Origin of the sequence: Stutzerimonas tarimensis, assembly GCF_042648805.1 — a bacterium.
Classification (GTDB): domain Bacteria; phylum Pseudomonadota; class Gammaproteobacteria; order Pseudomonadales; family Pseudomonadaceae; genus Azomonas; species Azomonas tarimensis.
In genome coordinates, this window is the sequence record NZ_JBHRXZ010000002.1 from 140,775 (window position 1) to 167,756 (window position 26,982).

Below are 26,982 nucleotides of genomic sequence, written 5' to 3' on the forward strand. Positions count from 1 at the left end.
GCAAGCCGCAAACAGAAGCGGCCCATACTTGTAGCTTGAGGCTTGAGGCTTGAGGCTTGAGGCTAGTTGGCTGAGCAAGGCTCAGCCAACGCGGTAATTCGGCGCTTCTTTCGTGATCTGCACATCATGCACGTGCGATTCGGCCATGCCGGCACCAGTGATGCGGACGAATTCCGGCCTGGTGCGCATCTCGTCGATGGTGGCGCAGCCGGTGTAGCCCATGGAAGAACGCAGGCCGCCCATCAGTTGGTGGACAATCGCAGACAGGGCGCCCTTGTAGGGGACGCGGCCTTCGATGCCTTCCGGAACCAGTTTCTCGGCACCGGCTGAGGAGTCCTGGAAGTAGCGGTCGGACGAGCCCTGGCTCTGCGCCATGGCGCCGAGCGAGCCCATGCCACGGTAGGCCTTGTAGGAGCGTCCCTGGAACAGCTCCACTTCGCCCGGGGCCTCTTCGGTGCCGGCGAACATGGAGCCCATCATCACCGCGTTGGCGCCCGCGACGATGGCCTTGGACAGGTCACCGGAGAAACGGATGCCGCCGTCGGCGATCATCGGAACGCCGGTCTTGGCCAGGGCCGCGGAAACGTTGGCGATGGCGCTGATCTGCGGTACACCGACCCCGGCGACGATCCGGGTGGTGCAGATCGAGCCCGGACCGATGCCCACCTTGACCGCGTCGGCGCCAGCCTCGACCAGCGCCAGGGCCGCCTCGGCGGTGGCGATGTTGCCGCCGATCACCTGGACGTCCGGGAAGTTCTCCTTGGTCCAGCGCACCCGGTCGATCACGCCCTTGGAATGGCCGTGGGCAGTGTCGACCACCACCACATCGACGCCGGCGGCCACCAATGCGGAAATCCGCTCGGGGGTGTCGGCGCCGGTGCCCACTGCCGCACCGACGCGCAGGCGGCCCTGCTCGTCCTTCGACGCCAGCGGGTAGCTCTTGGCCTTTTCGATGTCGCGGAAGGTCACCAGTCCACGCAGCTGGAAGTCACGGTCGACCACCAGCATCTTTTCGATGCGGTGCTCGTACAGGCGCGCCTTGATCTCTTCGAGGCCGGTGCCCTCCTCGACGGTGATCAGCTTGTCCTTGGGAGTCATGATCGCCGCCACGGTGTCACCCGCATCCGGATTCACCCGCAGGTCGCGGCCGGTCACGATGCCCACCAGTTCGCCCTTGTCCACCACCGGGAAGCCGGAAAAGCCGTATTCGCGAGCCTTGACCAGCAATTCGAAGATCTTGGTATCGGAGCTGACGGTGGCCGGGTCGCGGACGATGGCGGTCTCATGACGCTTGACCTTGCGCACCTCGGCAGCCTGTTGCTCGACGGTCATGTTCTTGTGGATGATGCCGATGCCGCCTTCCTGGGCCATGGCAATGGCCAGACGCGATTCGGTGACGGTATCCATCGCGGCGGAAACCAGCGGAATATTCAGCTCGATCCCCCGGGTCAGGCGGGTCTTGAGGCTGACATCCTTGGGCAGAACCTCGGAATAACCTGGGATCAGGAGAACATCGTCGAACGTCAGAGCTTCTTGGCTGATACGCAGCATGGCGGGGGCTCCCCAGGCGGGAAAAAGGAAGCGCGGCATTATAGCGATCCGCGGGAACCGGCTCAATGCGCGCACGCCACTGTTATTGCAGCCGGTATCTGCTTAACCGGAGAGCATGGCATTGGTTCCATTCACCGGACGGGCTGTGGTTCCGCCTCGCCAGGCCGTATCATGTCGAAATGCTAAAAGACCCCTTCGAACGCCTAGCCTTGGATCGCGAAATCCTTACCGTCAGTCAGCTCAATGGCCGCGCACGCATGCTCCTCGAGGATGTGTTCGCTCAGATCTGGGTCGAAGGGGAGATTTCCAACCTGGCCCGCCCTGCTTCGGGGCATGTCTATTTCACCCTTAAGGACAGCAGTGCCCAGGTGCGCTGCGCGCTGTTCCGGCAGAGTGCCCAGCGGGTACGGCAGGCCCTGCGGGACGGGCTTGCGGTGAAGGTGCGCGGCAAGGTCTCGCTGTTCGAGGGCCGCGGCGACTACCAGTTGATCCTCGACAGCGTCGAGCCCGCCGGCGATGGTGCCCTGCGCCTGGCCTTCGAGGCACTGAAGGAACGCCTCGGCGCCGAGGGCCTGTTCGCCGCCGAGGGCAAACGCGCCCTGCCCGCCCATCCCCGGCGTATCGGTATCGTCAGCTCACCCACTGGCGCGGTTATCCGCGACATCGTCAGCGTGTTTGGCCGACGCGCACCACAAGTCGAGCTGACCCTCGTGCCCACGGCCGTGCAGGGGCGTGACGCCACCGCGCAGATCGTCCGAGCCCTGCAACTGGCCGACGTCCAGGGGTTCGACGCGCTGATTCTGGCCCGCGGCGGCGGCTCGCTCGAGGACCTCTGGTGCTTCAACGAGGAGGCCGTGGCCCGGGCCGTGGCCGGCTGCCAGACGCCCATCGTCTGCGCAGTGGGCCACGAGACGGACGTCTCCATCGCCGACTTTGTCGCTGACGTGCGGGCACCGACCCCCTCCGCCGCCGCCGAGCTCCTGGCACCCCATAGCGGCGATCTCGAACTGCGCCTGGAGGTCCTGCGCCGGCGCCTGCTTCATTGTGCGCGAGAGCGATTGAAGCGCGAACAGCTGCGGCTGGACGGCCTCACCCGGCGCCTGCGTCATCCGGGCGAGCGCCTGCAACAGCAGGCCCAGCGGGTGGACGACCTGGAACAGCGGCTGCTGCGTGCGGTCGACCGGCGCCTGTGCGCCGGCCAGGAGCGCCTGGCTCGACTCGATACCCGGCTGGCAGCCCAGCACCCCGGTCGCGCGCTGAAACTGCTGGGGCAACGCGTGGAACATCTGCAGGCGCGCTTGCCACGGGCGATGCGGGCACAGCTGGACGTACGCCAGCAGCGGCTACAAGGCCTCGCCCAGACCCTGCAGGTGGTCAGCCCACTGGCAACCCTCGGCCGCGGCTACAGCATCCTGCTGGATGACCGGGGCCAGGCGATCCGCAGTCCCGGGCAGGTCCGTCCCGGACAGCACCTCAGGGCGCTGCTCGGCGAAGGCGAACTGGCACTGCGGGTCGAAGCCCCCGAGCGAGAGCCCGCTACCCTTCCGCTTCTTTAGGCCTGTGCAAGGACTGCCATGAGCGAACACTACGCAACGACCCTGGAATGGCTGCACAGCTATCCCGGCCTGCATACCCTCCTCAGCGCCACCCTGCTGGTGCTGGTCGCCTGGACCGGCAACTGGCTGGTCAAGCGGGTGCTGGTGCAGGGGCTCTATCGCTTGCTGCGGGCCACGTCGCTGGGCCAGGACAAGGCCCTGGGCGACTCGCACATCATCAGGCGCCTGGCCAATATCGTTCCGGCCTTGATCCTTTCGGCCGGCGTAGGGCTGGTGCCTGGTCTGCCGGATGCCGCAGTGACCGTGGTGCGCAATGTCTGCAGCGCCTTCGTGGTGCTGACCATCGCGCTCGCCATCGGCGGCCTGCTGTCTCTACTCAATGCGCTCTATCAACGCCGCCCCGACGCCCATATGAAGCCGATCAAGGGCTATGTCCAGGTGGCCCAGATCATCGTCTACGCCGTCGCCACGGTATTGGTGATCGCCACCCTGATCGACCGCTCGCCCCTGATTCTGCTTTCCGGGCTCGGCGCCATGGCCGCGGTGCTGTTGCTGATTTTCCAGGACACCCTGCTGTCGCTGGTGGCCAGCGTACAGATCGCTTCCAACGACATCCTGCGGGTCGGCGACTGGGTGGAGATGCCACAACTGAACGCCGACGGCGATGTGATCGATATCGCCCTGCACACGGTGAAGGTGCAGAACTGGGACAAGACCATCACGACCATCCCCACCAAGCGCTTCATCACCGACCCGTTCAAGAACTGGCGCGGCATGCGGGAATCCGGCGGCCGACGGATCAAGCGCAGTCTGCTGCTGGATCAGCAGAGCGTTCACTTTCTTACCCAGGAGGAATGCCAGCGACTGCACCGTTTCAGCCTGCTGCAGGGATACCTGGATGAAAAGCAGAGGGAAGTGGACGATTGGAACCGCAACCTGAAAGAGCAGGGCCTGGAGCCGGTGAACACCCGTCGCATCACCAACCTGGGCTCGTTCCGTGCCTATGTGGAGCGCTATCTGCGCAGCCATCCACGGGTCCATCAGGGAATGATCCTCATAGTCCGCCAGCTGACGCCGACCGCCAACGGCCTGCCGCTCGAGATCTACTGTTTTACCAACACCATCGCCTGGGTTCAGTACGAGGGTATCCAGTCGGACATCTTCGACCATCTGCTGGCGATCCTGCCGGAATTCGGCCTGCAGGCTTTTCAACATCCCTCGGGCCAGGATCTGCGCCAGGTCCGGCTTGGCGCCCCGAGCTGATTTCAGCCGCCCCGGCTGTTAGCTTTACGACAAGGAATGGCGGGTGCGATCAGCCGTCGAGGTGGTAGGAACCGACGTCGATCATGGCTTCGAGGATCGAGCGCAAGCGGACCGGCGTGATCACGCAACCGGCCGCCTCACCGCGAGGCATGATCTCGATCAGCGCACCAGGGCTGACCTGTTCGGCGAGCATGATCTCGAGGTAATGGTCCAGCGACACCGATGAGGGCACGCAGTCCTGCCACTGCTCGAGCGCAGCCTCACTGGCAAAGCGTCTGTAGGGCCAGACCGGCAGATAGATAGTGCCTCCCAGCGAACGCTCGAAGGGCCGCATCGGGTTTTTCAGGAACCAGACTTCATCGGTCTCGAAAACCCGGGTCAGGAAGTAATCGAGCCGCTCCCCGTCGCTCATTCTCGGTACGGCGGCATACTCGCTTTCGGTGGGGGTATAACGCATGCATCTCTCCTCTTGTGCCCCGATGAGGGCCTCGGTACCGGCTGAACGATTTCGCCAGAACTGAAATATTGCAAGAAGTGCTCCAGCCGCCTGATCGATAAGCCGGGCCGTTACCAGATCGGATGGCGACCTGGTTACCTCTGGTAATCTGCTCTGGCCAGGCGCTGGCCGCACGCGCTGTACCGCGCTACCTTGGTCGCCTGCGCCTGCCACACGCCCGAGGAGCGTCCATGCCGATCCTGTTGCTGATGTTGTCATTCATACTTGCCGTGCCGGCACAGGCCGAAGGCTTCCTCTCCCGCCTGCTGAACAAGCCAGTGCCGGGCGGCGTGGCAGTGGTAGCCCTGGGTAATGGCCCCGAAGCCCCAAGGGTTCGCTATCAGGACAGGCCGGTGCTGGTGGTGCGAGAGGACGGCCAGCGCTGGATAGCGGTTGTCGGCGTTCCATTGAATACGCCGGCCGGCACCCAGCGACTCGAGGTGGAGGGTCGACCCGTCGCTTTCGAAGTGCAGCCTCGGGAGTATCAGGCCCAGCACATCACGCTGAAGAACCAGCGTCAGGTGACCCCCAACCCGGACGACCTGAAACGCATCAGACGCGAACTGGCCGAGCAGACCCAGGCCTATCGACGCTTCAGCCCGACCCAGCCCAGCAACCTCTACTTTGACCGGCCGGTGGATGGCCGGCTGTCCAGCCCCTTCGGTCTGCGCCGCTTCTTCAATGGCGAAGAGCGCAACCCGCACTCCGGCCTGGACTTCGCGGTGTCCACCGGCACCCCCATCAAGGCACCGGCCGCGGGTGAGGTCACCCTGGTGGGTGATTACTTCTTCAATGGCAAGACCGTGTTCGTCGACCATGGCCAGGGCCTGATCAGCATGTTTTGTCACCTGTCGGCGTTCGACGTGAAAGTCGGCGACCGGGTCGAGCGCGGCGGCGTGGTCGGCAAGGTGGGTGCCACAGGCCGTGCCACCGGCCCACACCTGCATTGGAACGTCAGCCTCAACGATGTACGGGTCGATCCGGCGATCTTTATTGGAGCCTTCAGCCCCTGAACGCTATTGTTCTGTCGCCAATGGCCGATACGCTTGCACGACCGGCTCAGAAGCCCTTGCAACATCGACGTAGGAAGCGCACATGTCCAGTCCAGCCGCTGTGGCCGCAAACGATACCCTCTCCTTGCTGCTGTTCACCCTGAGAAGCGAGAAGCTGCTGGCGCTCAATTTGCTCAAGGTCAGCGAAATCATTCCCTGTCCGCCACTGACCCGCCTGCCTGAAGCGCACCCGCATGTGAAGGGCGTCGCCACGCTGCGCGGAGCGGCGCTGTCGGTGATCGACCTGAGCCGGGCGCTGGGCGAGCCCGCCCTCCAGAACCCCGACGGCGGCTGCCTGATCGTCACCGAGGTCAGCCGTTCGAAGCAGGGCCTGCAGGTCCAGGCGGTCAACCGCATCGTGCAGTGCCGCACTTCGGACATTCTTGCGCCGTCCTTTGGCACTCGAGGTCGTTCTTACGTCACCGGAACGGCTCAGGTGGATGGGCAACTGGTGCAGATTCTGGATATCGAAAAGATCATCCACGGCATCACCCCTGCGCCGATCGAGCCGGACGTGTCCGGGCTGGACATCGAGGAGGTGCAGCTGCTGTCGGAAACCCGCGCCCTGGTGGTGGACGACAGCCAGGTCGCCCTGCACCAGTCGGCAAACACCCTGAAGCAGCTGGGCGTGGCCTATCACGCCGTACGGGGCGCGCGGGAAGCGATGGAGCGTCTGGAAGCGCTGCGGGGAACTCCCGATCAGATCAATGTGGTGGTCTCGGACATCGAGATGCCGGAAATGGACGGCTACGCCCTTGCCCGCACCTTGCGCAACGACCCCCGCTATTCGGGGCTCTACGTCCTGCTGCACACCTCGCTGGATAGCACCATGAACATGGAGAAAGCCAAGGCCGCCGGTGCCAATGACATCCTAACCAAGTTCTCGCCACCGGAACTGGCCAAGTGCCTTGTCAGGGCGGCGAAGGCAATACATGGTCGTTGAAGCTGCAAGCCTGAAGCACGACGCTACCTGGAATCGACTTCCATGATCCGTCCAGCGCCGGACAGCTTGCAGCTTGGCATCTGTGGCTAAAAACCCAGATCCATCCTCACCCAGCCGGTGCGCCCCGGCTCGTTGATCCGCTCGTCACCCGGAAAGCCGAAGCCTGCGTTGCCCGCCAGGTTCAGATGTTCGCTGTAGGTCTTGTCGAGCAGGTTGTCCACACCGGCACTGAGCTTGAGCCGCCTGTTGACCCGCCAGGCGCCATTGACCGAGAGCACGCCGAACCCGGCGCTTTGGTCGAAGTCGCGCCCGACCACCGTGCCTTCGCCTTCGGCCATACGCTTCTGCGCGGCGACCAGGCGCCAGAGGCCAGCGGTACTCCAGTCGCCGCGCTCGTAGGTCAGTCCCAGGCGTGCTTCCAGCGGCGGGATCTGCGGTAGCGCGCGGTCGTCCGAGGTGTTCTCTCCCCAGGCGAAGGCCAGGGTCGCATCGCCCTTCCAGCGCGGGGTGAAGCGATAGCTCGCCCCGGCTTCGGCGCCAGCGATGCGGGCGTCGACGTTATCGACGACCGCACGAGTCATGCCAGGCATCACTCCGGGCACGTCGCGAAACAGAATGTAATCCTCGACCAAGCCGGCGTACGCCGATACCCAGGCCTCCAGCGGGCCCTGACGGTACTGCAGGCCCACGTCGAGTTGCGTGGTCTTCTCGGGTCTGACCGACCCGAAGGGCAACTCGCTGCCGACCGGGCCAGGATTGCTGACGAATAGCTCCCAGTAGTCGGGAAAGCGTTCGGCATGACCAAGACCAGCGTACCAGGTGGCCGGCAGCTGGGTCAGATCCTGTTCGTAACGCAGGAAGCCACTGTAGAGCCGGCCTTGGCGAGTCTTGCCGGCGCCGGGGTTCGCCCAGTCCTGCGTGATCGGCATCCCCATCATGTTCTTCAGGGTCGGATGATGGCTGCTGAAATAGGCGCGCTCGTCGGTCGCCTCGGCGCGATCCAGGCGCAGGCCGCCGATCAGCCGCTGTTCGTGATCGAGCTTCCAGGTGGCTTCGCCGAACACTCCAAAGTTATGCATGCGGGCATCTGCCACCCAGGGCAGTTCAGTTCCGGCGGCAAGCGTAGTCATCTGGTTGACCGGCAACGCAGGGTTCATCGACTTGCGATGTTCGCTACGCTGGGCATCCACGCCCGCCTTCACTTCCACCTCGCTCCAGCGCCAGGTGCCGATCAGCCGGCCGCCCAGGGTGCGGCGGTCGACCCGGGAAAAGGTCTCGCCCGGCATCATGGCGCTTGGCCTGAAGTCGCGCAGACGGAAGTTGTCCATGATGTGGTCGGCGTAGTTGTAGTAGACCTGCGCCTCGATCCCGTGGAAGGTCTCGCCGATGTAGAATTTTTCGAAGCGCAGCGACGCACTGTTGCGCTCGAACTGCGAGCCGTCCATGCCGCGGCCGGCATAGCGCGCCTCGCCGTCACCTCGCCCCAGCGTCAACTCCAGCAACGTGCCGGCATCGGGCGCCCAGCCGAGCACGGCCTCGCTGTTCCACTTGTGAAAGCGCGACGGCACGGTCTGGTTGTCGCCATCCCGGTAGTCGTCCGACTGGGAGCTGTTTGCCAGTAGCCGCGCGTAGCCTTGCTCAGCGCCGGCGGCGACGTCGATGCGTCGATCGAAACGCCCGTTGGATCCGGCCAGCAGCGTCGTATCCAGGCGCCATTCCGGTTTCTCGAATCGCTCGGGCTCGCGATCAAAGCGAACCGTGGCGGCCGACGCACCAGGCCCCCAGAGCACGGTCTGGGGGCCCTTGATGACGGTCAACCGGTCATAGGTTTCCGGGCTGATGTAGGAGCTGGGCGAGTCCATGCGACTGGGGCATGCGCCAAGCATTTCGCCGCCGTTGTTGAGCAGGCGGATGCGCGAGCCGAACATGCCGCGAAACGCCGGATCACCATTCACGCCGCCGTTACGTACGGCAGAAAAGCCGGGAATGGTTTTCAGGTAATCCGCACCGTCGCTGGCCGGCACTGGCTGGCGTGGCGTTTTCGGGTTGGTCTCGACGGTCACCGGGGCGTGGAGCGCCGTGCTGGTGATCACCAGCGGCGGCAGCTCGACGGCATCCTCGCTCAGCGCGAAGGCGGAGGCGGAAGCGGAGGGTACCAGTAGGCCAAGCAGCCCGGCGCAGGCGCAGGCGCTGAGAGGTCGCAAGGGAAGGTGCGGCAGCTGGCCGCGACGCAGGCGAAAGCGCGCCTGCGCAGTGCAAGAATGGACAGTCATGGTCAGATCCACGCAATCTACGAACGAGTGCCCGGCGGACGGGTACCACCAGGCGCTGGGTGTGTCCGATCAGGCGTGGATCGAGGGTGGCCCGCGGGCCCGCAGACGGTAACTGGGCTCCCGGAACTGCCCCTGCTCGGGCGAAGGGATCAGGCGCGAGACAGGGGCAGGTAAGGGCACCGGCCAGGCGGGCCGCGATGCGAGCGCCGGGTTCTGTGCCAACAGGTCGCAATAGCCGCACTGCTCGAGATGATGGACCCAGGCAGGCGGGCCCTGGTGAACACCCTCTGCGCCCACGCCGCAGTGCAGCGCCGAGAGGTCGATCTGGGCCAGCGCAACGCTGTCGAGGGCACGGAGCTGCGAATACAACGGGCCGGCAAGAGCCATGAGCATGGCGAAAAGGCCAAGCCAGGCTGCCAGTCGTTTGTAACGGCGGATCACAGGCCATCTGCTCCCACACCGGCAGGCTGCCGGCTCGTTGCGCGGCAGTTTAACGCGAAACAGGGGTTTGTGAAGGCGACACAAGGCCGCGCAACAGGTTGAATCAAAGCTCTCGAATGGCGCAATTTTTCGTCGAAAAACCCAGCTTGCAAGTCGTTTCTGCCAATTTCAAAAGAAAGGTTGATAGAAAATAAAACAAACCGCTAAATGTCCGCCATCCACTCTTGTTTCGGCATCTCAACACCTGCCAACGCGAAGGAGCCCACCATGGCAATGCTCAGAGATCCCTCCGCCAAGTACCGCTCGTTCACCCCAATTGCGCTGCCTGACCGCACCTGGCCAAACAAGGTGATCGACAAGGCGCCGATCTGGCTCAGCTCCGATCTGCGCGACGGCAACCAGTCGCTGATCGAGCCGATGGATGCGGAGAAGAAGCTGCGCTTCTTCCAGATCCTGGTGCAGGTCGGGGTGAAGCAGATCGAGGTGGGCTTCCCCTCGGCTTCGCAAACCGACTTCGACTTCGTGCGCACCCTGATCGAGGACGGTCACATCCCCGACGACGTGACCATCCAGGTGCTGACCCAGGCCCGCGAGGACCTGATCACCCGCACCTTCGAATCGCTCAAGGGGGCCAAGCAGGCCATCGTCCACTACTACAACGCCACCGCGCCGAGCTTCCGCCGCATCGTCTTCAATCAGGACAAGGCGGGTGTGGTCGGCATCGCCGTGAACGCCGGCAGGATCATCAAGCGCCTGGCTGAACAGAACCCGGAGACCGACTGGCGCTTCGAGTACTCGCCGGAAATCTTCAGCTCTACCGAACCGGAGTTTTCCGTCGAGGTGTGCAACGCGGTGGTCGAGGTGTTCCAGCCGACACCTGAACAGAAGCTGATCCTCAACCTGCCGGCCACCGTCGAGGCCGCCACGCCGAACATCTACGCCGATCAGATCGAGTACTTTTGCCGCCACGTTGACCGCCGCGACAGCGTGCTGGTCAGCCTGCATACCCACAACGACCGCGGCACCGGCGTGGCAGCCACCGAGTTGGGGCTGATGGCCGGTGCCGATCGGGTGGAAGGCTGCCTGTTCGGCAACGGCGAGCGCACCGGCAACGTGGATCTGGTGACCCTGGCGCTGAACCTCTACACCCAGGGCGTCGACCCCGAACTGGATTTCTCCGACATCGACGGCGTGCGCAAGGTGGTGGAGGAATGCAACAGCTTGCCGGTACACCCGCGGCATCCCTATGTGGGCGACCTGGTGCACACCGCCTTCTCCGGCTCCCATCAGGATGCGATTCGCAAGGGTTTTGCCCGGCAAGACCCGAACGGCGTCTGGGAGGTCCCCTACCTGCCCATCGACCCGGCCGATATCGGCCGCAGCTATGAGGCGGTGATCAGGGTGAACAGCCAGTCCGGCAAGGGCGGCATCACCTTTTTGCTGGAGCAGGAATACGGTCTCACCCTGCCGCGTCGCCTGCAGATCGAGTTCAGCCAGGTGGTGCAGAAGGAAACCGACCGTCACGGGCTGGAAATGACGGCCGGGCAGATCCACGCGCTGCTGCGCCGCGAATACCTCGATGCGAATGCGCCCTACGGCTTCAAGGGGCATCGCCTGCACGAGGAAAACGGCACCTGCGCGGTGAATGTCGAGGTACTCGACCAGGGTGAGGCGCGCCATTGGCAGGGCATCGGCAAGGGGCCGCTCGAAGCGCTGGTGGCCGGCCTGCCCGTGGCCGTGGAAATCATGGACTATCATGAGCACGCCATCGGCGGCGGGACCAACGCCCAGGCCGCGGCCTACGTGGAACTGCGGGTCGAGGGAGGCCGTGCGCTGTACGGCATCGGCATCGACGAGAACATTACCACCGCCAGCTTCCGCGCCCTGTTCAGCGCCCTGAACCGGGCACTGCAGGACAGCGCCGACCGCGCCGCGGCCTGACCTGCTGCTGAACCTCGTGCTACCGGTACAAGGACCGACTAGGCGTAGCGCAAGGCTTCGGCGGGCTGGGTCTGGGCGGCACGCCAGGCTGGATAAAGGGTCGCCAGGAAACTCAGGACCAGCGCGCTGACCACAACTGTTCCCACATCCGACCACTGCAGCTCTGAAGGAAGCGAACTGATCACGTAGACATCCGCCGAGAACAGGTGCTGACCCGAGAGCCGCTCCAGCCAGCCCACCAGTTCGCTCACGTTCAACGCCGCCACCACTCCAAGCGACGCGCCGATGAGCGTACCGCTGAAACCGATGATGCAGCCCTGCACCATGAAGATCGCCATGACCTGCCCCGGCGTTGCCCCGAGCGTGCGCAGGATGGCGATGTCGGTGCGCTTGTCCGCCACCACCATGATCAGCGTGGCGATGATGTTAAACGCGGCAACCGCCACGATCAGCATCAGCAACAGGCCGATCATGGTCTTTTCCATCTGCATTGCACTGAACAGGCTGCCCTGGGTTCGCGACCAGTCTTCGGCCTGGTAATTGCTGCCCAGCTCCGCGGAGAGCTGCGCCGCGAACAGAGGCGCACGGTAGAGATCCGCCAGCGCCAGCCGGACGCCCTGCACCTGCTCGGGGTCCCAGCGCTGCATGGTCGCGGCATCGCTGCGGTGGATCATCGCCAGGCTGCCGTCAAGCTCGGCGCCGACGCGAAAGATCCCGGCTACCGTGAGCCTGTGCATGCGTGGCGTGACACCGGCTGGAGTATCGCTGGACTCGGGCACGATCAGCGTCAGCCGATCTCCCACCGAAAGCCCGAATCGCCAGGCTGTGGCCTGGCCGACGATGACCCCGAAGTCACCAGGGCGCAGATCCTCGAGCCGGCCGACCATCATGCTCTCGGCCAGCGTGGAAACTCCGGGTTCCAGTAGCGGATCGATACCGCTGATCTGGATCGGCTGCATCTCGCCACGGTGCGAAAACATGCCCTCCAGTTGGGTCAGCGGCGCGCTGGCCAGCACCTCCGGATGAGACAATACGCGCTGCGCCACCGCCGGCCAGTCGGTCATCGGCTCGGCAGAAGACACCACCGCGTGCGGCACCAGCCCAAGGATCCGCGAGCTCATTTCGCGCTGGAAACCGTTCATCACCGACAGCACGATGATCAGCGCCATGACCCCAAGGGTCAGACCGATCATCGAGGTCAGGGAAATGAAGGAGATGTACTGGCTGCGCTTTTTCGCCCGGGTGTAGCGGCTGCCGATGAACAGCGTGAGCGGCCGGAACATCAGGCAGCCACCAGCCGGCCGTCTTCCAGGCGCCAGATGCGGTCCATCTGGGCGGCCAGTTGCGGATCGTGGGTCACGACCAGAAATGCCGTCCCCATCGAGCGACTCAGCTCCTGCATCAGCTCCTGTATGCCCTGAGCGGTGTGATGGTCAAGGTTGCCAGTCGGCTCATCCAGCAGGACCAGCGCCGGGCGGTTGGCCAACGCACGGGCGATGGCGACCCGCTGGCGCTCGCCGCCAGAAAGCTCCGCCGGCTTGTGGTGCAGGCGATGCCCGAGCCCTACCCGCTCCAGCAGTTCGGTCGCCTGACGGCGAGCCTCGGGGATAGGAGTGCGCCCGATCAGCAGCGGCATGCAGACGTTCTCCAGCGCGCTGAACTCCGGCAGCAAGTGATGGAACTGGTAGACGAAACCCAGCGCCCGATTGCGCAGCAGCCCCCGCTCCTTTTCACCCAGCGCCGAGAGCTCCTCACCGGCCAGCCAGACGCTTCCCTCGCTGGGGGTATCGAGCCCGCCCAAGAGGTTCAGCAGGGTGCTCTTGCCGGAGCCCGAGGTACCCACGATGGCAACCCGATCGCCGGGGAAGAGTTCGAGTTCGAGGCCCCCGAGCACCCGAACCTGCTGCGGGCCCTCTTCGTAGCTCTTGCCCAGATTGCTGCAGCGCAGCACCGCGCGGGAATCGTTCATCGGCTGTTCACTCATAACGTAGGGCCTCCGCCGGCTGGACTCGGGCCGCCCGCCAGGCGGGATAGAGCGTGGCGAAAAAGCTCAGCAGCAGTGCCGAGAGGCAGACCAGCAGCACGTCGTCGACCATCAGCCGCGACGGCAGATAATCGATGAAATAGACATCGGCACTGAGAAACTGATGACCGAGCAGACGCTCCAGCGCAGCGACCCCGCGACTGACATTCAGCGCGGCGACCACGCCCAGCGCCCCGCCGATCAGCGTTCCCACCACGCCGATCACCGTCCCCTGGACCATGAAGATACCCATCACCTGCCCAGGCGTGGCTCCCAGGGTACGCAGGATGGCGATGTCGCCGCGCTTGTCGGTCACCACCATCACCAGGGTGGAGATGATGTTGAACGCGGCGACCGCTACGATCAGCAAGAGAAGCAGGCCGATCATGGTCTTTTCCATGCGGATCGCCTGATAGAGATTACCGTGGCTGCGCGTCCAGTCCCGGGCGAAATAAGTGTCGCCCAGCTCGACCGCCAGGTCGCGAGCGATGCGGGGCGCCTGGAACAGATCGTCCAGGCGCAGACGCAGCCCTTGAACCTGGTCGACACGCCAGCGCTGCAGCCTGGCCAGGTCCTGGACGTGCGCTACCGCCACGAAGCCGTCGATCTCACCGGCGCCGACATGGAAAATACCCTGCACGGTGAACCGCTTCATCCGCGGGAACATGCCAGCCGGCGTCACTATGACCTCAGGCGCGACGAAGGTGACCAGATCCCCTACCCCGACGCCCAGCGCACGAGCGGCACGGTCGCCGATGAGGATGCCGAACGCACCGGGCTCCAGCGCCTCGAGGTTACCCTCGATGAAGTAATCGTCGATGATCGATACCGATCGCTCGGCCTCCGGGTCGATCGCGTTGACCAGGGTCTTCTGTACCGCTCCCTGGTAGGTCAACAGCCCCTGTGCCTGGATGAAAGGTGCCGTGACCGACACCTCGGGGTGCTGCTCCAGGCGGGCCGCCAGCGCTGGCCAGTCGTCGATGGGCGTGGGGCTCTGCACCGTGGCGTGCGGAATCATCCCCAGGACGCGGGTACGCATCTCATGGTCGAATCCGTTCATGACCGAGAGCACCAGAATCATCACCGACACGCCCAGCGCCAACCCGATCATCGAAGTGAGCGAGATGAAGGAGACGAAAAGCGTTCGGCGTCTGGCTTGTGTGTAACGCGTCCCGATGAAGACAGACAAGGGTCTGAACATAGAGAGAAAATGATTCTGGGGAATGAGAGATGGCAAGCGGCCGGCACCTGCCCAGGCTGATACACTCAGGCCATCACGTCTGTTTACCCGCCGCCATGATGACCGAAGCGCTTGAAGAACGCCGCGAATACTATCGCATCGACGACCGGATCGCACTGGAAATCCTGCCCGCGGACAGCCCCGCGGCCGCGCCCTCTCCGTTGTTTGCCCTGCTCGCCGAACTCCATCAGCTCGAAGCCGAAGCGCAGCCCCTGCTACGCCAGCTGGGCGATCGCAACCGCACATTGGCCAATTACCTCAAGCTGCAGAACAGGCGCATCGACCTGCTTGGCCAGGCCCTGGCCCAGGAGCTCCTGCATGATGTCGGCACACCCCAGCCGGTGATCCTGTCCGAAGGAGGGCTGCGCTTCGACCACGGCCAGGCGCTGGAGCCAGGCCGAGGCCTGGTGCTGAAGATGGTCCTGCTGCCCCAGGCCCTGGGACTGCAGATCAAGGCAAGGGTGCTCTACTGCAACGCTCGTGACGATGGCCAGTTCGACATAGGCACTGAGTTCGAGGAGCTGAGCGACCCCCAGCGTCAGTTGCTCGCCCGCCATATCCTGCAGAAACAGGCGCTGGAACGCCGCCTGGCCCGCAATTCACCCCAAGGAGCCTGACCCATGGCGCGACACACGCTGCTGCTCGGCCTATGCCTGCTGCTGAGTCCGCTGCTGCATGCCGAACAGATCCATATCCCCGTCGGCCAGCAGGCCTCCAGCGACCTCACCCTGCCGCAGCGGGGCGATAGCCAGCGCGCGGTGCTCGAAACCTTCGGCCTGGCCGACCGGGAGCATCCACCCGTAGGGGAGCCGCCCATCAGCCGCTGGGATTACCGCACCTTTTCCGTGTATTTCGAGCACGACCGGGTAGTCAACAGCGTGGCGCACCATCAGCCACACCTGGCCAACCCATGACCCGGCTCTACGGTCATCGCGGGGCGCGAGGCGAAGTCCCCGAGAACACCCTGGCCAGTTTCCAGTATTGCCTGGAGCAGGGGGTGCGCCGCTGTGAGCTGGACCTGCACCTCTCCCGCGACGGCGAGCTGATGGTGATCCATGATCCGACCCTGGAGCGGACCACCGGAGTGCCCGGCAAGGTCGGCGACTGGGATGCCGATGCCCTGGTCGCCCTGGATGCCAGAGCTGCGGGCCCGGCGTGGCCAGCCCCCTGCCCTGTTCCCCGGCTCGACGAGCTATTCCAGCGATGTGACTTCAAGCACTGGCAACTGGAGGTCAAAAGCGCCTCGCGCACGCGTGCAAGGGCCACCGTACTCAAGATCCTGGAGTGCGTTCGCACCCATGGGCTGAGCGAGCGGGTCACGGTCACCAGTAGCTCGGCCCAGGTGCTGAAGGCGCTCAGCGAGCTGACGCCGGAGCTTGCCTGCGGTCTCGTCGCCGAACGCTGGGAGGGTGCGCTGGAACGGGCTGCGGCTCATGGCTGCCATCTGCTGGCATTGAAGAAAAGCCTGTGCACCAGGGAGAACCTGGCCGCCGCCCAGGCGCAAGGCCTGCACGTGTCGGTATGGACGGTGAACAGCGAATCCGAATGGCGGGCACTTGCGGCGATGGGCGTGGACAGCCTGATCACCGACTACCCCAGCCGCGCGCGCCAGGTGCTGGACCCGCAGTGAAACATCGCGCATCGCGATGTGACCGGCAGCGCACCCAGGGAGTGGCCGCCGGCATGCCTGCCTAGAAACTCTCCCGATTCGGCCAGCGCCAGGCTGCCGAATCCGCGAAGAAGTCGTCCCCGCCCGCCTCAGGCCAGCGGGCGGAGCCGCTCAAAAAAGCCGGTTCAGCCCATCGAAGGCCGCTACCCGGTAGGCTTCTGCCATGGTCGGATAGTTGAACGTGGTGTTGACGAAGTACTTCAGGGAATTGGCTTCGCCCGGCTGGTTCATGATCGCCTGGCCGATGTGCACGATTTCCGAAGCCTGGTAACCGAAGCAGTGAACACCCAGCAATTCCAGGGTTTCACGGTGGAACAGGATCTTCAACATGCCCACCTCCTCAGAAGAGATCTGCGCTCGCGCCATGCCTTTGAAGAATGCCTTGCCCACCTCGTAGGGGATTTTCGCCTGCGTCAGTTCACGCTCGTTCTTGCCGATCGAACTGATCTCGGGAATGGTGTAGATACCGGTCGGCACATCGTCGACGAACCGCCAGGTATCGTTGCCCACGATACTGCCCGAAGCGGAACGCCCCTGGTCGTATGCGGCGCTAGCCAGCGACGGCCAGCCGATGACGTCACCGGCGGCATAGACATTCTCGACTTCGGTGCGGTAGGCCTGGTCGACCTGGATCTGGCCCCGGCTATTGACCTGGATGCCAATGTTCTCCAGCCCCAGGCGGTCGGTATTGCCGCTACGGCCGTTGCACCAGAGCAGCGCGTCGGCCTTGATCTTCTTTCCGGACTTGGTGTGCAGGATGACGCCGTGCTCGATGCCTTCGACGCGCTCGTACTCCTCGTTGTGGCGGATCAGCACATTGTGGGTGCGCAGGTGGTAGCTCAGCGCATCGGAGATCTCGCTGTCGAGAAAGCTCAACAGTTGGTCGCGGTTGTCGACGAGGTCCACCAGAACCCCGAGGCCGCTGAAGATAGAGGCATACTCGCAACCGATCACCCCGGCGCCATAGATGATCAGCCGGCGCGGAGTGTGGCTCAGATTCAGGATGGTATCGCTGTCATAGATACGCGGGTGATTGAAGTCGATATCCGCCGGACGGTAGGGCCGCGAACCGGTGGCAATGATGATCTGCTTGGCGCTCAGGCGCTCGAGCACGCCGCTGTGGCAGACCACCTCGATGGTGTTCTCGTCGGCAAAGCTCGCGGTACCAAAGAACAGGTCAATGCGATTGCGAGCGTAGTAACCCGTGCGCGAGGTGACCTGCTTGGCGATGACCCGCTCGGCGCTCTTGAGGACATCGGGAAAGGAAAACCAGCGTGGTTCACCGATCTGGCGAAAAAGCGGGTTGTTGTTGTACTGCATGATCTGGCGTACGGAATGACGCAGGGCTTTTGACGGGATGGTGCCGAAATGGGTAGAGCCACCGCCCACCTGACGACGGTTCTCGACGACAGCAACCTTCAGGCCCGCCTTGGCGGCGTTCATCGCCGCACCTTCCCCTGCCGGGCCCGAGCCCAGCACCACAATGTCATAGTTGTAGACAGCCATACTCACTCCTGTAGACGTGGCAGTACCGGCTGGGCCTGCCACGGATGTCGATCCCCTAAGGGGGTTGTCCATCCGCTTGCGGATGGCGATGGCGCGCCCCTCAGCCCTTGGTGGCGTCCCGCGCCAACTCCGGGCGGAACGGCTTGTCGCCGCTGTCCGAATTGGCCTCGTCGCACTTGTCCTGGTTGCCGCCACAGATCGGGCACTCATCCTTCTCGATACCCAGATTGGCGATGCCGCCGCAGGAACCGGCGATGGGCTTGCGCCCCATGATCACACCGACAGCCATGCCGGCGACCACCAACAGCATGATGAGAAATACCAGTAGCCAGGTCATTGATCTGCTCCCGCACCGAAGAGGCGTTCGAACGCATCGGTGCTTGTAGTGATGAAGGCCTGCTCCTCACGTGTGACAAAGAACGCGGCGATCCCTTCGCGCTCTGCGAACGCCATACCGCGTTCAGGCCCGAGAACCAGCAATACAGTGGACAAGGCGTCCGCACGAAGTGCCGATGGATCGGCCACGGTCACGGATGCCAGCGCATGCTGGATCGGTACGCCTGACGCAGGGTCGATGGTGTGCGAAAAGCGCTTTCCGTCGCGCTCGAAGTAGTTGCGGTAGTCACCGGACGTGGAGATCGAATAGTCGTCGAGTTCGATGATCTGCTGCGCGGTGCGCTCCCCCTCCACCGGCGCCTCGATGGCAATTCGCCAAGGCGAGCCGTCGGGCTTGACGCCAACCGCCTTGAGCTCTCCGGTGATTTCAACCAGGTAGCTCCGGACGCCGAGTTCCTCCAGGTGCGCACTGACCCTGTCGACTGCATACCCGGCGGCGATGCTGTTGAAATCGAGAACCACCGGCGCGGACTTGCAGAGTTCGCCGTCGACGATGCTCAGATGCTGGTAACCCACCCGCTCGCGCGCCGACGCGAGATCCTGCTCGGTCGGTACGCGTTCCTCGCGGACATTGGGACCAAAGCCCCATGCGTCGAGCAAGGGCGCGATCGTCAGATCCAGGGCGCCCTGGCTCAGATCTGACAGCGCTGCCGCTTCGGACACCATGGCCAGCACGCTATCGGCCATGGGCATGCAAGTGCCTGCCGGCGCCGCATTGAAACGCTGGATATCGGAGTCGGGCCGGTAGGTCGAGACCTGGGCGTCAAGCTCAGCGAGAAAGGCTTCCGTTTCTCGCTGCATCTGCTCGGGAGCCGGCCCTTGCTCGGTTCGCACGTATTTGACCGAGTAGGTACTGCCCATGGTCGGACCTACGTAGGTTTCGACGGAATCCTGAACGAGACAGCCCGCCAAGGCTGTCGCCAGGGCGACAACGATGACGGGCCGAAGGAAGGGTTGCCCCATGTCAGCCGCCGAAGTCATCGAGCAGGATGTTCTCCGGCTCGACACCCAGCTCGATCAGCATCTTGATCACCGACGCATTCATCATCGGTGGACCGCACATGTAGAACTCGCAATCTTCCGGCGCCGGATGGTCTTTCAAATAGTTTTCGTACAGGACGTTATGGATGAACCCGGTCGGCCCCTCCCAGTTGTCCTCCGGCATGGGATCGGACAGCGCCAGGTGCCAGGTGAAGTTCTCATTTTCAGCCTGGAGCTGGTCGTACTCCTCGACATAGAAGGCCTCGCGCAGCGAGCGCGCGCCATACCAGAAGCTCATCTTGCGAGTGGACTTCAAGCGCTTGAGCTGATCGAAGATGTGCGAGCGCATTGGCGCCATGCCTGCGCCACCGCCGATGAAGACCATTTCGGCGTCGGTATCCTTGGCGAAGAACTCCCCGAAAGGTCCGTATACCGTGATCTTGTCACCCGGCTTCAGATTGAACACGAACGACGACATCTTGCCCGGAGGAATATCGTCCTTGCCCGGCGGCGGCGAGGCGATCCGAATGTTGAATTTCACCAGGCCCCGCTCTTCCGGGTAATTCGCCATGGAGTAGGCACGAATGGTGGTTTCATCCACTTTCGATACATAGCGCCACATGTCGAACTTGTCCCAGTCGCCACGGTATTCCGGCTGGATGTCGAAGTCCTTGTAATTGACCGTGTGCGGCGGACACTCCAGCTGCACGTAACCACCGGCACGGAAGTTGACGTTCTCGCCTTCTGGCAGGCGCAGGGTCAGCTCCTTGATGAAAGTGGCCACGTTGGGGTTGGACTCCACCGTGCATTCCCATTTCTTCACGCCGAAGACTTCTTCCGGAACCTCCACCTTCATGTCGCCCTTGACCGGGGTCTGGCAGGACAAACGCCAGCCTTCGGCCGCTTCGCGACGATTGAAGTGGGATTCTTCGGTCGGCAGCATGTCGCCACCGCCGCTCTCGACGATGCACTTGCACTGGGCGCAGGTCCCGCCCCCGCCACAAGCGGACGACAGGAAAATTCCATTGTCAGCCAGTGTCTGCAACAGCTTGCCGCCGGCTGGTACGGTGAGCGAGCGCTCGCCGTTGATCTCGATACTCACATCGCCGCTGTTCACCAGCTTGGCGCGTGCCGCCAGGATGAGCATGACCAACACCAATACGATGGCGGTGAACATGCCGATGGCAAGGAAGATTTCAAAATTCATCGGTCCTTCCCCTTACAGCTGGACGCCGGAAAACGACATGAAGCCCAGGGACATCAGGCCGATGGTGATAAAGGTGATGCCTAGGCCACGCAACCCCTCAGGCACATCGCTGTACTTGAGTTTCTCGCGAATACCGGCAAGCAGCACGATGGCCAGGGCCCAGGACGTGCCTGCACCGAAGCCGTACACCACGCTTTCACCCAGGGTGTAGTCGCGCTCCACCATGAACAGTGTCGCCCCGAGGATCGCGCAGTTCACGGTAATCAGTGGCAGAAACACCCCTAGCGCGTTGTACAGCGATGGCACGTAGCGATCGAGGAGCATCTCCAGGATCTGCACCAGCGCCGCGATCACACCGATGTAGCTCAGCAAGCCGAGGAAGCTGAGGTCAACTTCCGGCATCCCGGCCCAGGACAGCGCCCCGGCCTTGAGCAGATAGGTGTAGATCAGGTTGTTGGCCGGAACCGTGATGGCCAATACGACGATGACGGCGATACCGAGGCCTAAGGATGTTTCTACCTTCTTGGAGATGGCAATGAAGGTACACATCCCGAGGAAGAACGCCAGGGCCATGTTCTCGACGAACACGGCACGGACGAACAGGCTGATGTAGTGTTCCATCAGTACGCCTCCTTGCTGGATACCTGGGGCGCCATTTTGAAGTCGGGCTTCTCGACCTGCTCTTTCTTCCAGGCGCGAATGCCCCAGATGAACAGCCCGATCAGGAAGAAGGCCGAAGGCGGCAGCAACAGCATGCCGTTGGGCAGGTACCAACCGCCGTCGTTGACTACCGGGAAGATGGTGTAACCCATCAAGCTACCGGCACCGAACAGTTCGCGGATGATGCCCAGCGCAACCAGCATGGCGCTATAACCCAGGCCGTTGCCGATACCGTCAAAGAACGACAGCATCGGCGGGTTCTGCATGGCGAAGGCTTCCGCGCGACCCATGACGATACAGTTGGTGATGATCAAGCCGACGAACACCGATAGCTGCTTTGACAGGCTGTAGGCAAAGGCCTTCAGCACTTGGTCGACCAGGATAACCAGCGACGCGATGATCACCATTTGCACGATCATGCGGATCGAACTGGGGATCTGGCTGCGGATCATCGAGACGAACAGGTTCGAGAAGCCACACACCAGCGTCAGCGCAACCGAAAGCACCAGCGCAGTGTTGAGGTTGGTGGTGACCGCCAGGGCCGAGCAGATCCCGAGGATCTGCAAGCCGATGGGGTTGTTGTTGAAGACCGGATTTAACAGGACTTCCTTAACGGTAGGTTGCGACATGATCAGGCACCCCCGGCGCGCAAGTTAGCGATAAAAGGTCCGAAGCCGTTTTCATCGAGCCAGAACTGGAGCAGGTTGGTGACACCGTCACTGGTGAGGGTCGCCCCTGCCAGCGCGTCAACCTGATGGCGGGCGTTCGGGCTCTGTGGATCGACACCACCCTTCACTACCCGAATGGCAGGATCGCCGGCTTCGTTGAACAGTTCCTTGCCTGGCCATATGCCGCGCCAGCGCGGATTATCGACCTCACCGCCGAGACCCGGCGTTTCGCCGTGCTGGTAGAAGCCCAGACCGACGACGGTGTTCAGGTCGCTGGCTTCGACGGCCAGGAAACCGTACAGCGTCGACCACAGCCCGTATCCACGGACCGGCAGGATCACGCTTTCGATCTCGCCGTCGGTTTCCACCATATAGATGGTGGAGTAGCGCTCGATACGCTTGATCGAGGCGATGTCTTCCTGCGAGCTCAGTGAGCGGGACAGGGAGGCATCCTTGGCAGCCACCAGCGGGTCGAAGCTCTCCGGATCGAACTCGTCGCTGAACTCACCGCTTTCGAGATTTACCAGACGCGGCACGATGCGCTCGGCATAGACCGACTGGATACGCTCGCGCGACATGCCCGGCTCGCCGAGCCCGGCGATCGCGAGAATGCTGCGCTGACGATCGAGCAGCGCGTTTTCCAGCTGGATGGGTCGTAGCGAGACAGCCGCGCCCGCCACGAAGATGGAGCAAACCAGGCAGACCAGCAACGCGACCGTGAGCGTGCGGGCCGTGGAATCTTTCTGACTAGACATTGCGTGCCAGCCTCCGCTTGATATTGGCCTGGACCACGAAGTGATCGATCACAGGCGCACACAGGTTGGCGAACAGGATCGCCAGCATCATGCCCTCCGGGAACGCCGGGTTGACCACACGGATCAGGACCACCATGACACCGATGAGGATGCCGAAGATCCACTTGCCAGTGTTCGTCATCGAGGCGGAGACCGGATCGGTGGCCATGTAGATCATGCCGAAGGCGAAGCCGCCCACCACCAGATGCCAGTACCAGGGCATACCGAACAGCGGATTGGTATCGGAGCCGATCAGGTTGAACAGCGTGCTCAGTCCGATCATGCCGATCATCACGCCGCTGACAATGCGGAACGAGGCGATCTTGGTCATCAGCAACACTGCGCCACCGATCAGGATCGCCAGCGTACTGGTTTCCCCGAGCGAGCCATGGATGGTGCCGACGAAGGCGTTCATCCAGGTGATGCCGTTGTCGACGATGTTGTCGATGCCGCCGGTAAAGCCCAGGCTAAGAGCCGTGGCGCCAGCGAAACCGTCAACCGCGGTCCAGACCTCGTCCCCCGACAGCTGCGCGGGATAGGCGAAGAACAGGAAGGCACGACCGGTCAGCGCCGGGTTGAGGAAGTTCTTGCCGGTACCACCGAACACTTCCTTGCCCAGCACCACGCCAAAGCTGATACCCATCGCCACCTGCCACAGGGGAATGGACGGCGGCAGGATCAGGGCGAACAGCACCGAGGTGACGAAAAAGCCTTCGTTGACTTCGTGCTTGCGGATCGAGGCGAAGAGGACTTCCCAGAAACCACCGACAATGAAGGTCACCGCATAGACAGGCAGGAAGTACGCCGCACCCTGGACGAGGTTGTCCCAGAGACTGTTCGGGTCAAACCCGGCCAGCGCCGAGATCAGCGCGAAGTTCCAGCCCTGCTGGGCCTGCAGCAACTCAGGGTTGGCCGCGTAGATCAGGTTGGCCTGGTACCCGGTGTTCCACATGCCGAAGAACATGGCCGGGAAGGTGCACAGCCAGACGGTGATCATCATGCGCTTGAGGTCGATGCCGTCGCGCACGTGAGCGGTTGTCTTGGTTACGCTGCCTGGACGGTAGAAGAAGGTATCGAGTGCCTCATACAGGGCGTAATACTTCTCGTGCTTGCCGCCTTTTTCGAAATGATGCTCGATCTTGTCGAGCATTGATCGCAGACCCATGGTCAACCCTCCTTCTCGATGCGGGTGAGATTGTCCCGCAGGATCGGGCCGTACTCGTACTTGCCAGCGCATACATAGGTGCACAGGGCCAGGTCTTCTTCATCCAGCTCAAGGCAGCCGAGCTTCTGTGCCATCTCGGTATCGCCGACGATGAGCGAGCGCAGCAGCTGGGTAGGCAGGACATCCAGGGGCACGACTTCCTCGTAGTTGCCGGTCGGCACCATGGCTCGGGGGCTGCCGTTGGTGGTGGTGGACAACGCGAATTTCTTGCCGGCCATCAGCTTGGAGATATAGATGTGGAACACCGAGTGCTTCTCGCCACCGGCACGCAGGTAGTGCATCAACTCACGTTCACGACCCTCACGCAGGCAGGAAACCTGAACGTGGTAGCGACCGAGAAAAGCAAAGGCGCCATGGGCGGTACGCCCGCCCAGTACCGAACCGGATACGATCCGGTTGCCGCCGGCCTGCAGTTCGCCTGCGGTGAGTTCATCCAGACTGGCACCCAGACGGGTACGCAGCAGACGCGGCTGCTCGACCACCGGCCCCGCCAGGGCTACCACCCGCTCGACAGACAGACGGCCGCTGGTGAACAGCTTGCCGACCGCAATCACGTCCTGGTAACCGATGGTCCAGACGCTCTTCACTGCGCTGACCGGGTCGAGGAAGTGGATGTGCGTACCGGCCAGCCCCGCAGGATGCGGCCCGGAAAAGATTTCGGTGCGCACCTTCGCCAGACTCTCGCCCGGCAGCGAAGCACCCTCGGCCTTGCACAGGTAGATGTTGGCGATGTTGCCAAGCACCTTGAGGCCGGCCTCGAACGACTCGGCCTGATCGGCAATGATGACCTGAGGATCTGCCGCCAGAGGATGGGTGTCGGTGGCGGTGACGAAGATCGACTTCGGCGTAGCGTCCGGAGCCGGTACACGGCTGTACGGACGGGTACGAAGCGCGGTCCACAGGCCGGACTCGAGGAGATTCTGGCGCACCTTTTCGTCGCCGAGCCCCTCCAGTGCCGAGCTGTCGTAGCTGGCGAAAGTGACTTCCTCGTCGCCCTCGAGATCGATGACCACCGACTGCAGGACGCGCTTCTCACCCCGGTGAACGGCGCTCACGACCCCAGCTCCCGGCGAGGTAAAATGCACACCTTCGGTCTTCTTGTCACTGAACAAGACCTGCCCCAACTTCACGCGATCACCGACCTGGACGTTCATGGTCGGTTTCATCCCCGGATAGTCGAAGCCTATGACGGCGACGCTGCGCACTGGCCTCGCGGCCTCGATACGCTGAACGGGCGCGCCGGCTATGGGCAAATCGAGCCCACGCTTTATTTGGATCATGGGTTTGCCTAACCTGCTGAATGGAAAAGCTTTCGACGCCTGGACATCCTGGCTACAGGGCGAAGCCTGCATCAGCGCCCTCCCCCCTGAGAGGCGCGACCACTTGTCACGGCATCCTGAAAATAAACCGCGCAATTATAGGGTTCGTTTGCACCGGCTGGCCACCCGAGCCTTTCCAAAAAAAGGGCAATCCGACTGTTTTCGTTACGACACCGAGCCCTACCAGGGTCGACGCCAAGCGCTGGGGGCATGGACCTGCCCCGCTTTCGGGGAAAAACAAAAGGGCTCGCTTCCTGACCGGAAGCGAGCCCTTCTTGAGACCTAAGTCTAATCAGCGCGGAAAGGATGCCGGGTGTACACCCGCCAGCTCTTCCATGACCCGCACGACCTGGCAGCTGTAACCGAATTCATTGTCGTACCAGACATACAGCACGACGCGGTTGTCGTTGCAGATGGTCGCCTCGGCGTCGACTACGCCGGCGTGGCGCGAACCGACGAAATCACTGGAAACAACCTCTGGCGAATTGACGAAGTCGATCTGCTTCTGGAGATCGGAGTGCATGGCCATCTGGCGCAGGTACTCATTGATCTCTTCACGGGAGGTCGGCTTGTCCAGGGTCAGGTTGAGGATCGCCATGGACACGTTCGGCGTCGGCACGCGGATGGCGTTGCCCGTGAGCTTGCCTTTGAGAACGGGCAGCGCCTTGGCAGCAGCCGTGGCGGCCCCTGTCTCGGTGATGACCATGTTCAACGCGGCGCTACGACCACGACGACTGCCCTTGTGGAAGTTGTCGATCAGATTCTGGTCGTTGGTGTAGGAGTGCACGGTTTCCACATGGCCATGCTGGATGCCGTACTTGTCGTACACCGCCTTCAGCACCGGCACGATGGCATTGGTGGTGCAGGACGCCGCCGAGATGATCTTGTCGTCATCGGTGATTTCCGAGTGGTTGATGCCGTGGACGATGTTCTTCAGCTCCCCCTTGCCCGGCGCGGTGAGCACCACGCGACCGACACCCGGGCACTTCAGATGCTGACCCAGACCCTCGGCGTCACGCCACTTGCCGGTGTTGTCCACCAGCAGCGCGTTTTCGATGCCGTATTGGGTATAGTCGACCGAAGCGGGATCGTTGGAGTAGATGATCTGAATCAGGCTGCCGTTGGCAGTGATGGTGTTGTTTTCGGCATCGATGACCAGCGTTCCCTCGAACGGGCCATGCACCGAATCGCGACGCAGCAGGCTGGCACGCTTGATCAGATCGTCGGAGGACCCCTTGCGCACGACAATCGCGCGCAGGCGCAGACCTTCGCCACCACCGGTCTTCTCGATGAGGATGCGCGCCAGCAGCCGGCCGATTCGACCGAAACCGTAGAGCACTACGTCAGTGCCGCGACGGGCGCTGGCGTTGCGCTTGTCGGCGACATCGGCCAGCTCTTCGCGCACGAACTGGTCGAGCGAGCGGCCGTTGCCTTCGGATTTGAATTTCGAAACCAGCTTGCCCAGGTCGACCGAAGCGGCACCGAGGCTCATCTCGCTCATGGTCTTGAGCGCCTGGCAGGTGTCATGGACCGAGAGTTCGTCCTGGTCGGCCATGCGGTGACGGGCAAAGCGGTGTGCCTTTAGGATCGCGATGACCGAGCGATTGATAAGGCCGCGGCCGTAGATCGAGGTAACGACATTGTTGTTGCGGTACAGCTGGCCAATCAGCGGAATCATCGCCTCGGCAAGGGCTTCACGATCGATCCATTCTCCAAGACACTGGTCGGGCTTCTGATTCACGGGCAGTTCCTTCCACATGTAGGGGCTTCGAAAAAGG

The 26,982-nt window shown here is 63.1% G+C and carries 25 protein-coding genes; 8 read left to right on the forward strand and 17 right to left on the reverse strand.

Annotation, left to right across the window (positions count from 1 at the left end; all coding sequences use genetic code 11):
• Nucleotides 1-81 precede the first annotated feature (81 nt).
• The gene (gene guaB / locus ACFOMF_RS01595) at nucleotides 82-1,551 is read right to left on the reverse strand and encodes an IMP dehydrogenase (RefSeq protein WP_386360554.1); all 1,470 of its coding nucleotides are present in this window, start codon (nucleotides 1,549-1,551) and stop codon (nucleotides 82-84) included.
• A 179-nt stretch (nucleotides 1,552-1,730) separates the two neighbouring features.
• Between guaB and xseA the strand changes: the two genes are divergently transcribed.
• Nucleotides 1,731-3,107 (forward strand): exodeoxyribonuclease VII large subunit, encoded by a 1,377-nt coding sequence (xseA, locus tag ACFOMF_RS01600; RefSeq protein WP_386360555.1) that lies wholly within the window; start codon nucleotides 1,731-1,733, stop codon nucleotides 3,105-3,107.
• An 18-nt stretch (nucleotides 3,108-3,125) separates the two neighbouring features.
• A complete protein-coding gene (locus ACFOMF_RS01605) occupies nucleotides 3,126-4,370 on the forward strand; it encodes a mechanosensitive ion channel family protein (protein WP_386360557.1) in 1,245 nt (414 codons plus the stop codon).
• Between the two features lie 49 nt (nucleotides 4,371-4,419).
• On the opposite strand, the gene ACFOMF_RS01610 is transcribed toward ACFOMF_RS01605, so the two are convergent.
• Nucleotides 4,420-4,827: a DUF2750 domain-containing protein gene (locus tag ACFOMF_RS01610; protein ID WP_386360559.1), complete on the reverse strand. Its 408-nt coding sequence runs from the start codon at nucleotides 4,825-4,827 to the stop codon at nucleotides 4,420-4,422.
• A 230-nt stretch (nucleotides 4,828-5,057) separates the two neighbouring features.
• Between ACFOMF_RS01610 and ACFOMF_RS01615 the strand changes: the two genes are divergently transcribed.
• Entirely contained in the window at nucleotides 5,058-5,879 is an 822-nt protein-coding gene (locus tag ACFOMF_RS01615) for a peptidoglycan DD-metalloendopeptidase family protein (RefSeq protein WP_386360561.1), read from the forward strand.
• An 82-nt stretch (nucleotides 5,880-5,961) separates the two neighbouring features.
• The gene (locus ACFOMF_RS01620) at nucleotides 5,962-6,861 is read left to right on the forward strand and encodes a chemotaxis protein (protein WP_386360563.1); all 900 of its coding nucleotides are present in this window, start codon (nucleotides 5,962-5,964) and stop codon (nucleotides 6,859-6,861) included.
• An 86-nt stretch (nucleotides 6,862-6,947) separates the two neighbouring features.
• On the opposite strand, the gene ACFOMF_RS01625 is transcribed toward ACFOMF_RS01620, so the two are convergent.
• Both ACFOMF_RS01625 and ACFOMF_RS01630 read right to left on the reverse strand, forming a co-directional pair.
• Complete coding sequence (locus ACFOMF_RS01625) at nucleotides 6,948-9,140, reverse strand: TonB-dependent copper receptor (protein ID WP_386360661.1); 2,193 nt, start codon at nucleotides 9,138-9,140, stop codon at nucleotides 6,948-6,950.
• A 63-nt stretch (nucleotides 9,141-9,203) separates the two neighbouring features.
• Nucleotides 9,204-9,575 carry a DUF2946 domain-containing protein gene (locus ACFOMF_RS01630; RefSeq protein WP_386360565.1) on the reverse strand — a complete coding sequence of 124 codons (372 nt, stop codon included), beginning with the start codon at nucleotides 9,573-9,575 and terminating at the stop codon, nucleotides 9,204-9,206.
• Nucleotides 9,576-9,842: 267 nt separating this feature from the next.
• On the opposite strand from ACFOMF_RS01630, the gene leuA reads away from it, so the two are divergent.
• The gene (gene leuA / locus ACFOMF_RS01635) at nucleotides 9,843-11,516 is read left to right on the forward strand and encodes a 2-isopropylmalate synthase (RefSeq protein ID WP_386360567.1); all 1,674 of its coding nucleotides are present in this window, start codon (nucleotides 9,843-9,845) and stop codon (nucleotides 11,514-11,516) included.
• Nucleotides 11,517-11,554: 38 nt separating this feature from the next.
• On the opposite strand, the gene ACFOMF_RS01640 is transcribed toward leuA, so the two are convergent.
• Genes ACFOMF_RS01640 through ACFOMF_RS01650 form a run of 3 tightly spaced genes read right to left on the reverse strand, consistent with a single transcriptional unit; the run spans nucleotide 11,555 to nucleotide 14,740 of the window.
• Nucleotides 11,555-12,799 carry a lipoprotein-releasing ABC transporter permease subunit gene (locus ACFOMF_RS01640; RefSeq protein ID WP_386360569.1) on the reverse strand — a complete coding sequence of 415 codons (1,245 nt, stop codon included), beginning with the start codon at nucleotides 12,797-12,799 and terminating at the stop codon, nucleotides 11,555-11,557.
• On the reverse strand, nucleotides 12,799-13,500 hold the full coding sequence (gene lolD, locus ACFOMF_RS01645; RefSeq protein WP_386360571.1) for a lipoprotein-releasing ABC transporter ATP-binding protein LolD: 702 nt from the start codon (nucleotides 13,498-13,500) through the stop codon (nucleotides 12,799-12,801). The genes ACFOMF_RS01640 and lolD overlap by 1 nt, the downstream gene beginning before the upstream one ends.
• Nucleotides 13,493-14,740 carry a lipoprotein-releasing ABC transporter permease subunit gene (locus tag ACFOMF_RS01650; RefSeq protein ID WP_386360572.1) on the reverse strand — a complete coding sequence of 416 codons (1,248 nt, stop codon included), beginning with the start codon at nucleotides 14,738-14,740 and terminating at the stop codon, nucleotides 13,493-13,495. The genes lolD and ACFOMF_RS01650 overlap by 8 nt, the downstream gene beginning before the upstream one ends.
• A gap of 95 nt (nucleotides 14,741-14,835) precedes the next feature.
• Here ACFOMF_RS01650 and ACFOMF_RS01655 point away from each other — a divergent pair, with 95 nt between their 5' ends.
• From ACFOMF_RS01655 to ACFOMF_RS01665, 3 genes are read left to right on the forward strand one after another with little or no spacing between them, the layout of a single operon-like run.
• Nucleotides 14,836-15,396, forward strand: coding sequence for a PilZ domain-containing protein (locus tag ACFOMF_RS01655; RefSeq protein ID WP_386360663.1), 561 nt, complete (start codon nucleotides 14,836-14,838; stop codon nucleotides 15,394-15,396).
• A 3-nt stretch (nucleotides 15,397-15,399) separates the two neighbouring features.
• Nucleotides 15,400-15,693 (forward strand): phosphodiesterase, encoded by a 294-nt coding sequence (locus tag ACFOMF_RS01660; protein ID WP_386360574.1) that lies wholly within the window; start codon nucleotides 15,400-15,402, stop codon nucleotides 15,691-15,693.
• The gene (locus ACFOMF_RS01665; protein WP_386360575.1) at nucleotides 15,690-16,409 is read left to right on the forward strand and encodes a glycerophosphodiester phosphodiesterase; all 720 of its coding nucleotides are present in this window, start codon (nucleotides 15,690-15,692) and stop codon (nucleotides 16,407-16,409) included. The genes ACFOMF_RS01660 and ACFOMF_RS01665 overlap by 4 nt, the downstream gene beginning before the upstream one ends.
• Before the next feature lie 150 nt (nucleotides 16,410-16,559).
• Here the strand turns inward: ACFOMF_RS01665 and sthA are convergent, their stop codons facing one another.
• The 10 genes from sthA to ACFOMF_RS01715 all read right to left on the reverse strand — a co-directional run bounded on the left by sthA (nucleotide 16,560) and on the right by ACFOMF_RS01715 (nucleotide 26,963).
• Entirely contained in the window at nucleotides 16,560-17,954 is a 1,395-nt protein-coding gene (sthA, locus tag ACFOMF_RS01670) for a Si-specific NAD(P)(+) transhydrogenase (protein ID WP_386360577.1), read from the reverse strand.
• A gap of 100 nt (nucleotides 17,955-18,054) precedes the next feature.
• Nucleotides 18,055-18,291 (reverse strand): (Na+)-NQR maturation NqrM, encoded by a 237-nt coding sequence (gene nqrM, locus ACFOMF_RS01675; protein ID WP_386360579.1) that lies wholly within the window; start codon nucleotides 18,289-18,291, stop codon nucleotides 18,055-18,057.
• Nucleotides 18,288-19,313 (reverse strand): FAD:protein FMN transferase, encoded by a 1,026-nt coding sequence (locus tag ACFOMF_RS01680; RefSeq protein WP_386360665.1) that lies wholly within the window; start codon nucleotides 19,311-19,313, stop codon nucleotides 18,288-18,290. Before ACFOMF_RS01680 ends, nqrM begins: the two co-directional genes overlap by 4 nt.
• 1 nt (nucleotide 19,314) lies before the next feature.
• Nucleotides 19,315-20,538: an NADH:ubiquinone reductase (Na(+)-transporting) subunit F gene (nqrF, locus tag ACFOMF_RS01685; RefSeq protein WP_386360580.1), complete on the reverse strand. Its 1,224-nt coding sequence runs from the start codon at nucleotides 20,536-20,538 to the stop codon at nucleotides 19,315-19,317.
• A 12-nt stretch (nucleotides 20,539-20,550) separates the two neighbouring features.
• Complete coding sequence (gene nqrE / locus ACFOMF_RS01690) at nucleotides 20,551-21,159, reverse strand: NADH:ubiquinone reductase (Na(+)-transporting) subunit E (RefSeq protein ID WP_386360582.1); 609 nt, start codon at nucleotides 21,157-21,159, stop codon at nucleotides 20,551-20,553.
• Nucleotides 21,159-21,833 (reverse strand): NADH:ubiquinone reductase (Na(+)-transporting) subunit D, encoded by a 675-nt coding sequence (locus ACFOMF_RS01695; protein ID WP_386360667.1) that lies wholly within the window; start codon nucleotides 21,831-21,833, stop codon nucleotides 21,159-21,161. Before ACFOMF_RS01695 ends, nqrE begins: the two co-directional genes overlap by 1 nt.
• Entirely contained in the window at nucleotides 21,830-22,621 is a 792-nt protein-coding gene (locus tag ACFOMF_RS01700) for a Na(+)-translocating NADH-quinone reductase subunit C (protein ID WP_386360584.1), read from the reverse strand. The genes ACFOMF_RS01695 and ACFOMF_RS01700 overlap by 4 nt, the downstream gene beginning before the upstream one ends.
• On the reverse strand, nucleotides 22,614-23,825 hold the full coding sequence (locus ACFOMF_RS01705; protein WP_386360586.1) for an NADH:ubiquinone reductase (Na(+)-transporting) subunit B: 1,212 nt from the start codon (nucleotides 23,823-23,825) through the stop codon (nucleotides 22,614-22,616). The genes ACFOMF_RS01700 and ACFOMF_RS01705 overlap by 8 nt, the downstream gene beginning before the upstream one ends.
• A gap of 2 nt (nucleotides 23,826-23,827) precedes the next feature.
• Nucleotides 23,828-25,165 carry a Na(+)-translocating NADH-quinone reductase subunit A gene (locus ACFOMF_RS01710; RefSeq protein WP_386360588.1) on the reverse strand — a complete coding sequence of 446 codons (1,338 nt, stop codon included), beginning with the start codon at nucleotides 25,163-25,165 and terminating at the stop codon, nucleotides 23,828-23,830.
• A gap of 331 nt (nucleotides 25,166-25,496) precedes the next feature.
• A complete protein-coding gene (locus ACFOMF_RS01715; RefSeq protein ID WP_386360590.1) occupies nucleotides 25,497-26,963 on the reverse strand; it encodes a glyceraldehyde-3-phosphate dehydrogenase in 1,467 nt (488 codons plus the stop codon).
• Nucleotides 26,964-26,982 lie beyond the last annotated feature (19 nt).

What these genes read in the sequence shown, in the direction of transcription:
- guaB (WP_386360554.1), bottom strand. Translation starts at nt 1,551, where the DNA reads ATGCTGCGTATCAGCCAAGAAGCTCTGACGTTCGACGATGTTCTCCTG.
- xseA (WP_386360555.1), top strand. Translation starts at nt 1,731, where the DNA reads ATGCTAAAAGACCCCTTCGAACGCCTAGCCTTGGATCGCGAAATCCTT.
- ACFOMF_RS01605 (WP_386360557.1), top strand. Translation starts at nt 3,126, where the DNA reads ATGAGCGAACACTACGCAACGACCCTGGAATGGCTGCACAGCTATCCC.
- ACFOMF_RS01610 (WP_386360559.1), bottom strand. Translation starts at nt 4,827, where the DNA reads ATGCGTTATACCCCCACCGAAAGCGAGTATGCCGCCGTACCGAGAATG.
- ACFOMF_RS01615 (WP_386360561.1), top strand. Translation starts at nt 5,058, where the DNA reads ATGCCGATCCTGTTGCTGATGTTGTCATTCATACTTGCCGTGCCGGCA.
- ACFOMF_RS01620 (WP_386360563.1), top strand. Translation starts at nt 5,962, where the DNA reads ATGTCCAGTCCAGCCGCTGTGGCCGCAAACGATACCCTCTCCTTGCTG.
- leuA (WP_386360567.1), top strand. Translation starts at nt 9,843, where the DNA reads ATGGCAATGCTCAGAGATCCCTCCGCCAAGTACCGCTCGTTCACCCCA.
- ACFOMF_RS01640 (WP_386360569.1), bottom strand. Translation starts at nt 12,799, where the DNA reads ATGTTCCGGCCGCTCACGCTGTTCATCGGCAGCCGCTACACCCGGGCG.
- lolD (WP_386360571.1), bottom strand. Translation starts at nt 13,500, where the DNA reads ATGAGTGAACAGCCGATGAACGATTCCCGCGCGGTGCTGCGCTGCAGC.
- ACFOMF_RS01650 (WP_386360572.1), bottom strand. Translation starts at nt 14,740, where the DNA reads ATGTTCAGACCCTTGTCTGTCTTCATCGGGACGCGTTACACACAAGCC.
- ACFOMF_RS01655 (WP_386360663.1), top strand. Translation starts at nt 14,836, where the DNA reads ATGATGACCGAAGCGCTTGAAGAACGCCGCGAATACTATCGCATCGAC.
- ACFOMF_RS01660 (WP_386360574.1), top strand. Translation starts at nt 15,400, where the DNA reads ATGGCGCGACACACGCTGCTGCTCGGCCTATGCCTGCTGCTGAGTCCG.
- ACFOMF_RS01665 (WP_386360575.1), top strand. Translation starts at nt 15,690, where the DNA reads ATGACCCGGCTCTACGGTCATCGCGGGGCGCGAGGCGAAGTCCCCGAG.
- sthA (WP_386360577.1), bottom strand. Translation starts at nt 17,954, where the DNA reads ATGGCTGTCTACAACTATGACATTGTGGTGCTGGGCTCGGGCCCGGCA.
- nqrM (WP_386360579.1), bottom strand. Translation starts at nt 18,291, where the DNA reads ATGACCTGGCTACTGGTATTTCTCATCATGCTGTTGGTGGTCGCCGGC.
- ACFOMF_RS01680 (WP_386360665.1), bottom strand. Translation starts at nt 19,313, where the DNA reads ATGGGGCAACCCTTCCTTCGGCCCGTCATCGTTGTCGCCCTGGCGACA.
- nqrF (WP_386360580.1), bottom strand. Translation starts at nt 20,538, where the DNA reads ATGAATTTTGAAATCTTCCTTGCCATCGGCATGTTCACCGCCATCGTA.
- nqrE (WP_386360582.1), bottom strand. Translation starts at nt 21,159, where the DNA reads ATGGAACACTACATCAGCCTGTTCGTCCGTGCCGTGTTCGTCGAGAAC.
- ACFOMF_RS01700 (WP_386360584.1), bottom strand. Translation starts at nt 22,621, where the DNA reads ATGTCTAGTCAGAAAGATTCCACGGCCCGCACGCTCACGGTCGCGTTG.
- ACFOMF_RS01705 (WP_386360586.1), bottom strand. Translation starts at nt 23,825, where the DNA reads ATGGGTCTGCGATCAATGCTCGACAAGATCGAGCATCATTTCGAAAAA.
- ACFOMF_RS01710 (WP_386360588.1), bottom strand. Translation starts at nt 25,165, where the DNA reads ATGATCCAAATAAAGCGTGGGCTCGATTTGCCCATAGCCGGCGCGCCC.
- ACFOMF_RS01715 (WP_386360590.1), bottom strand. Translation starts at nt 26,963, where the DNA reads ATGTGGAAGGAACTGCCCGTGAATCAGAAGCCCGACCAGTGTCTTGGA.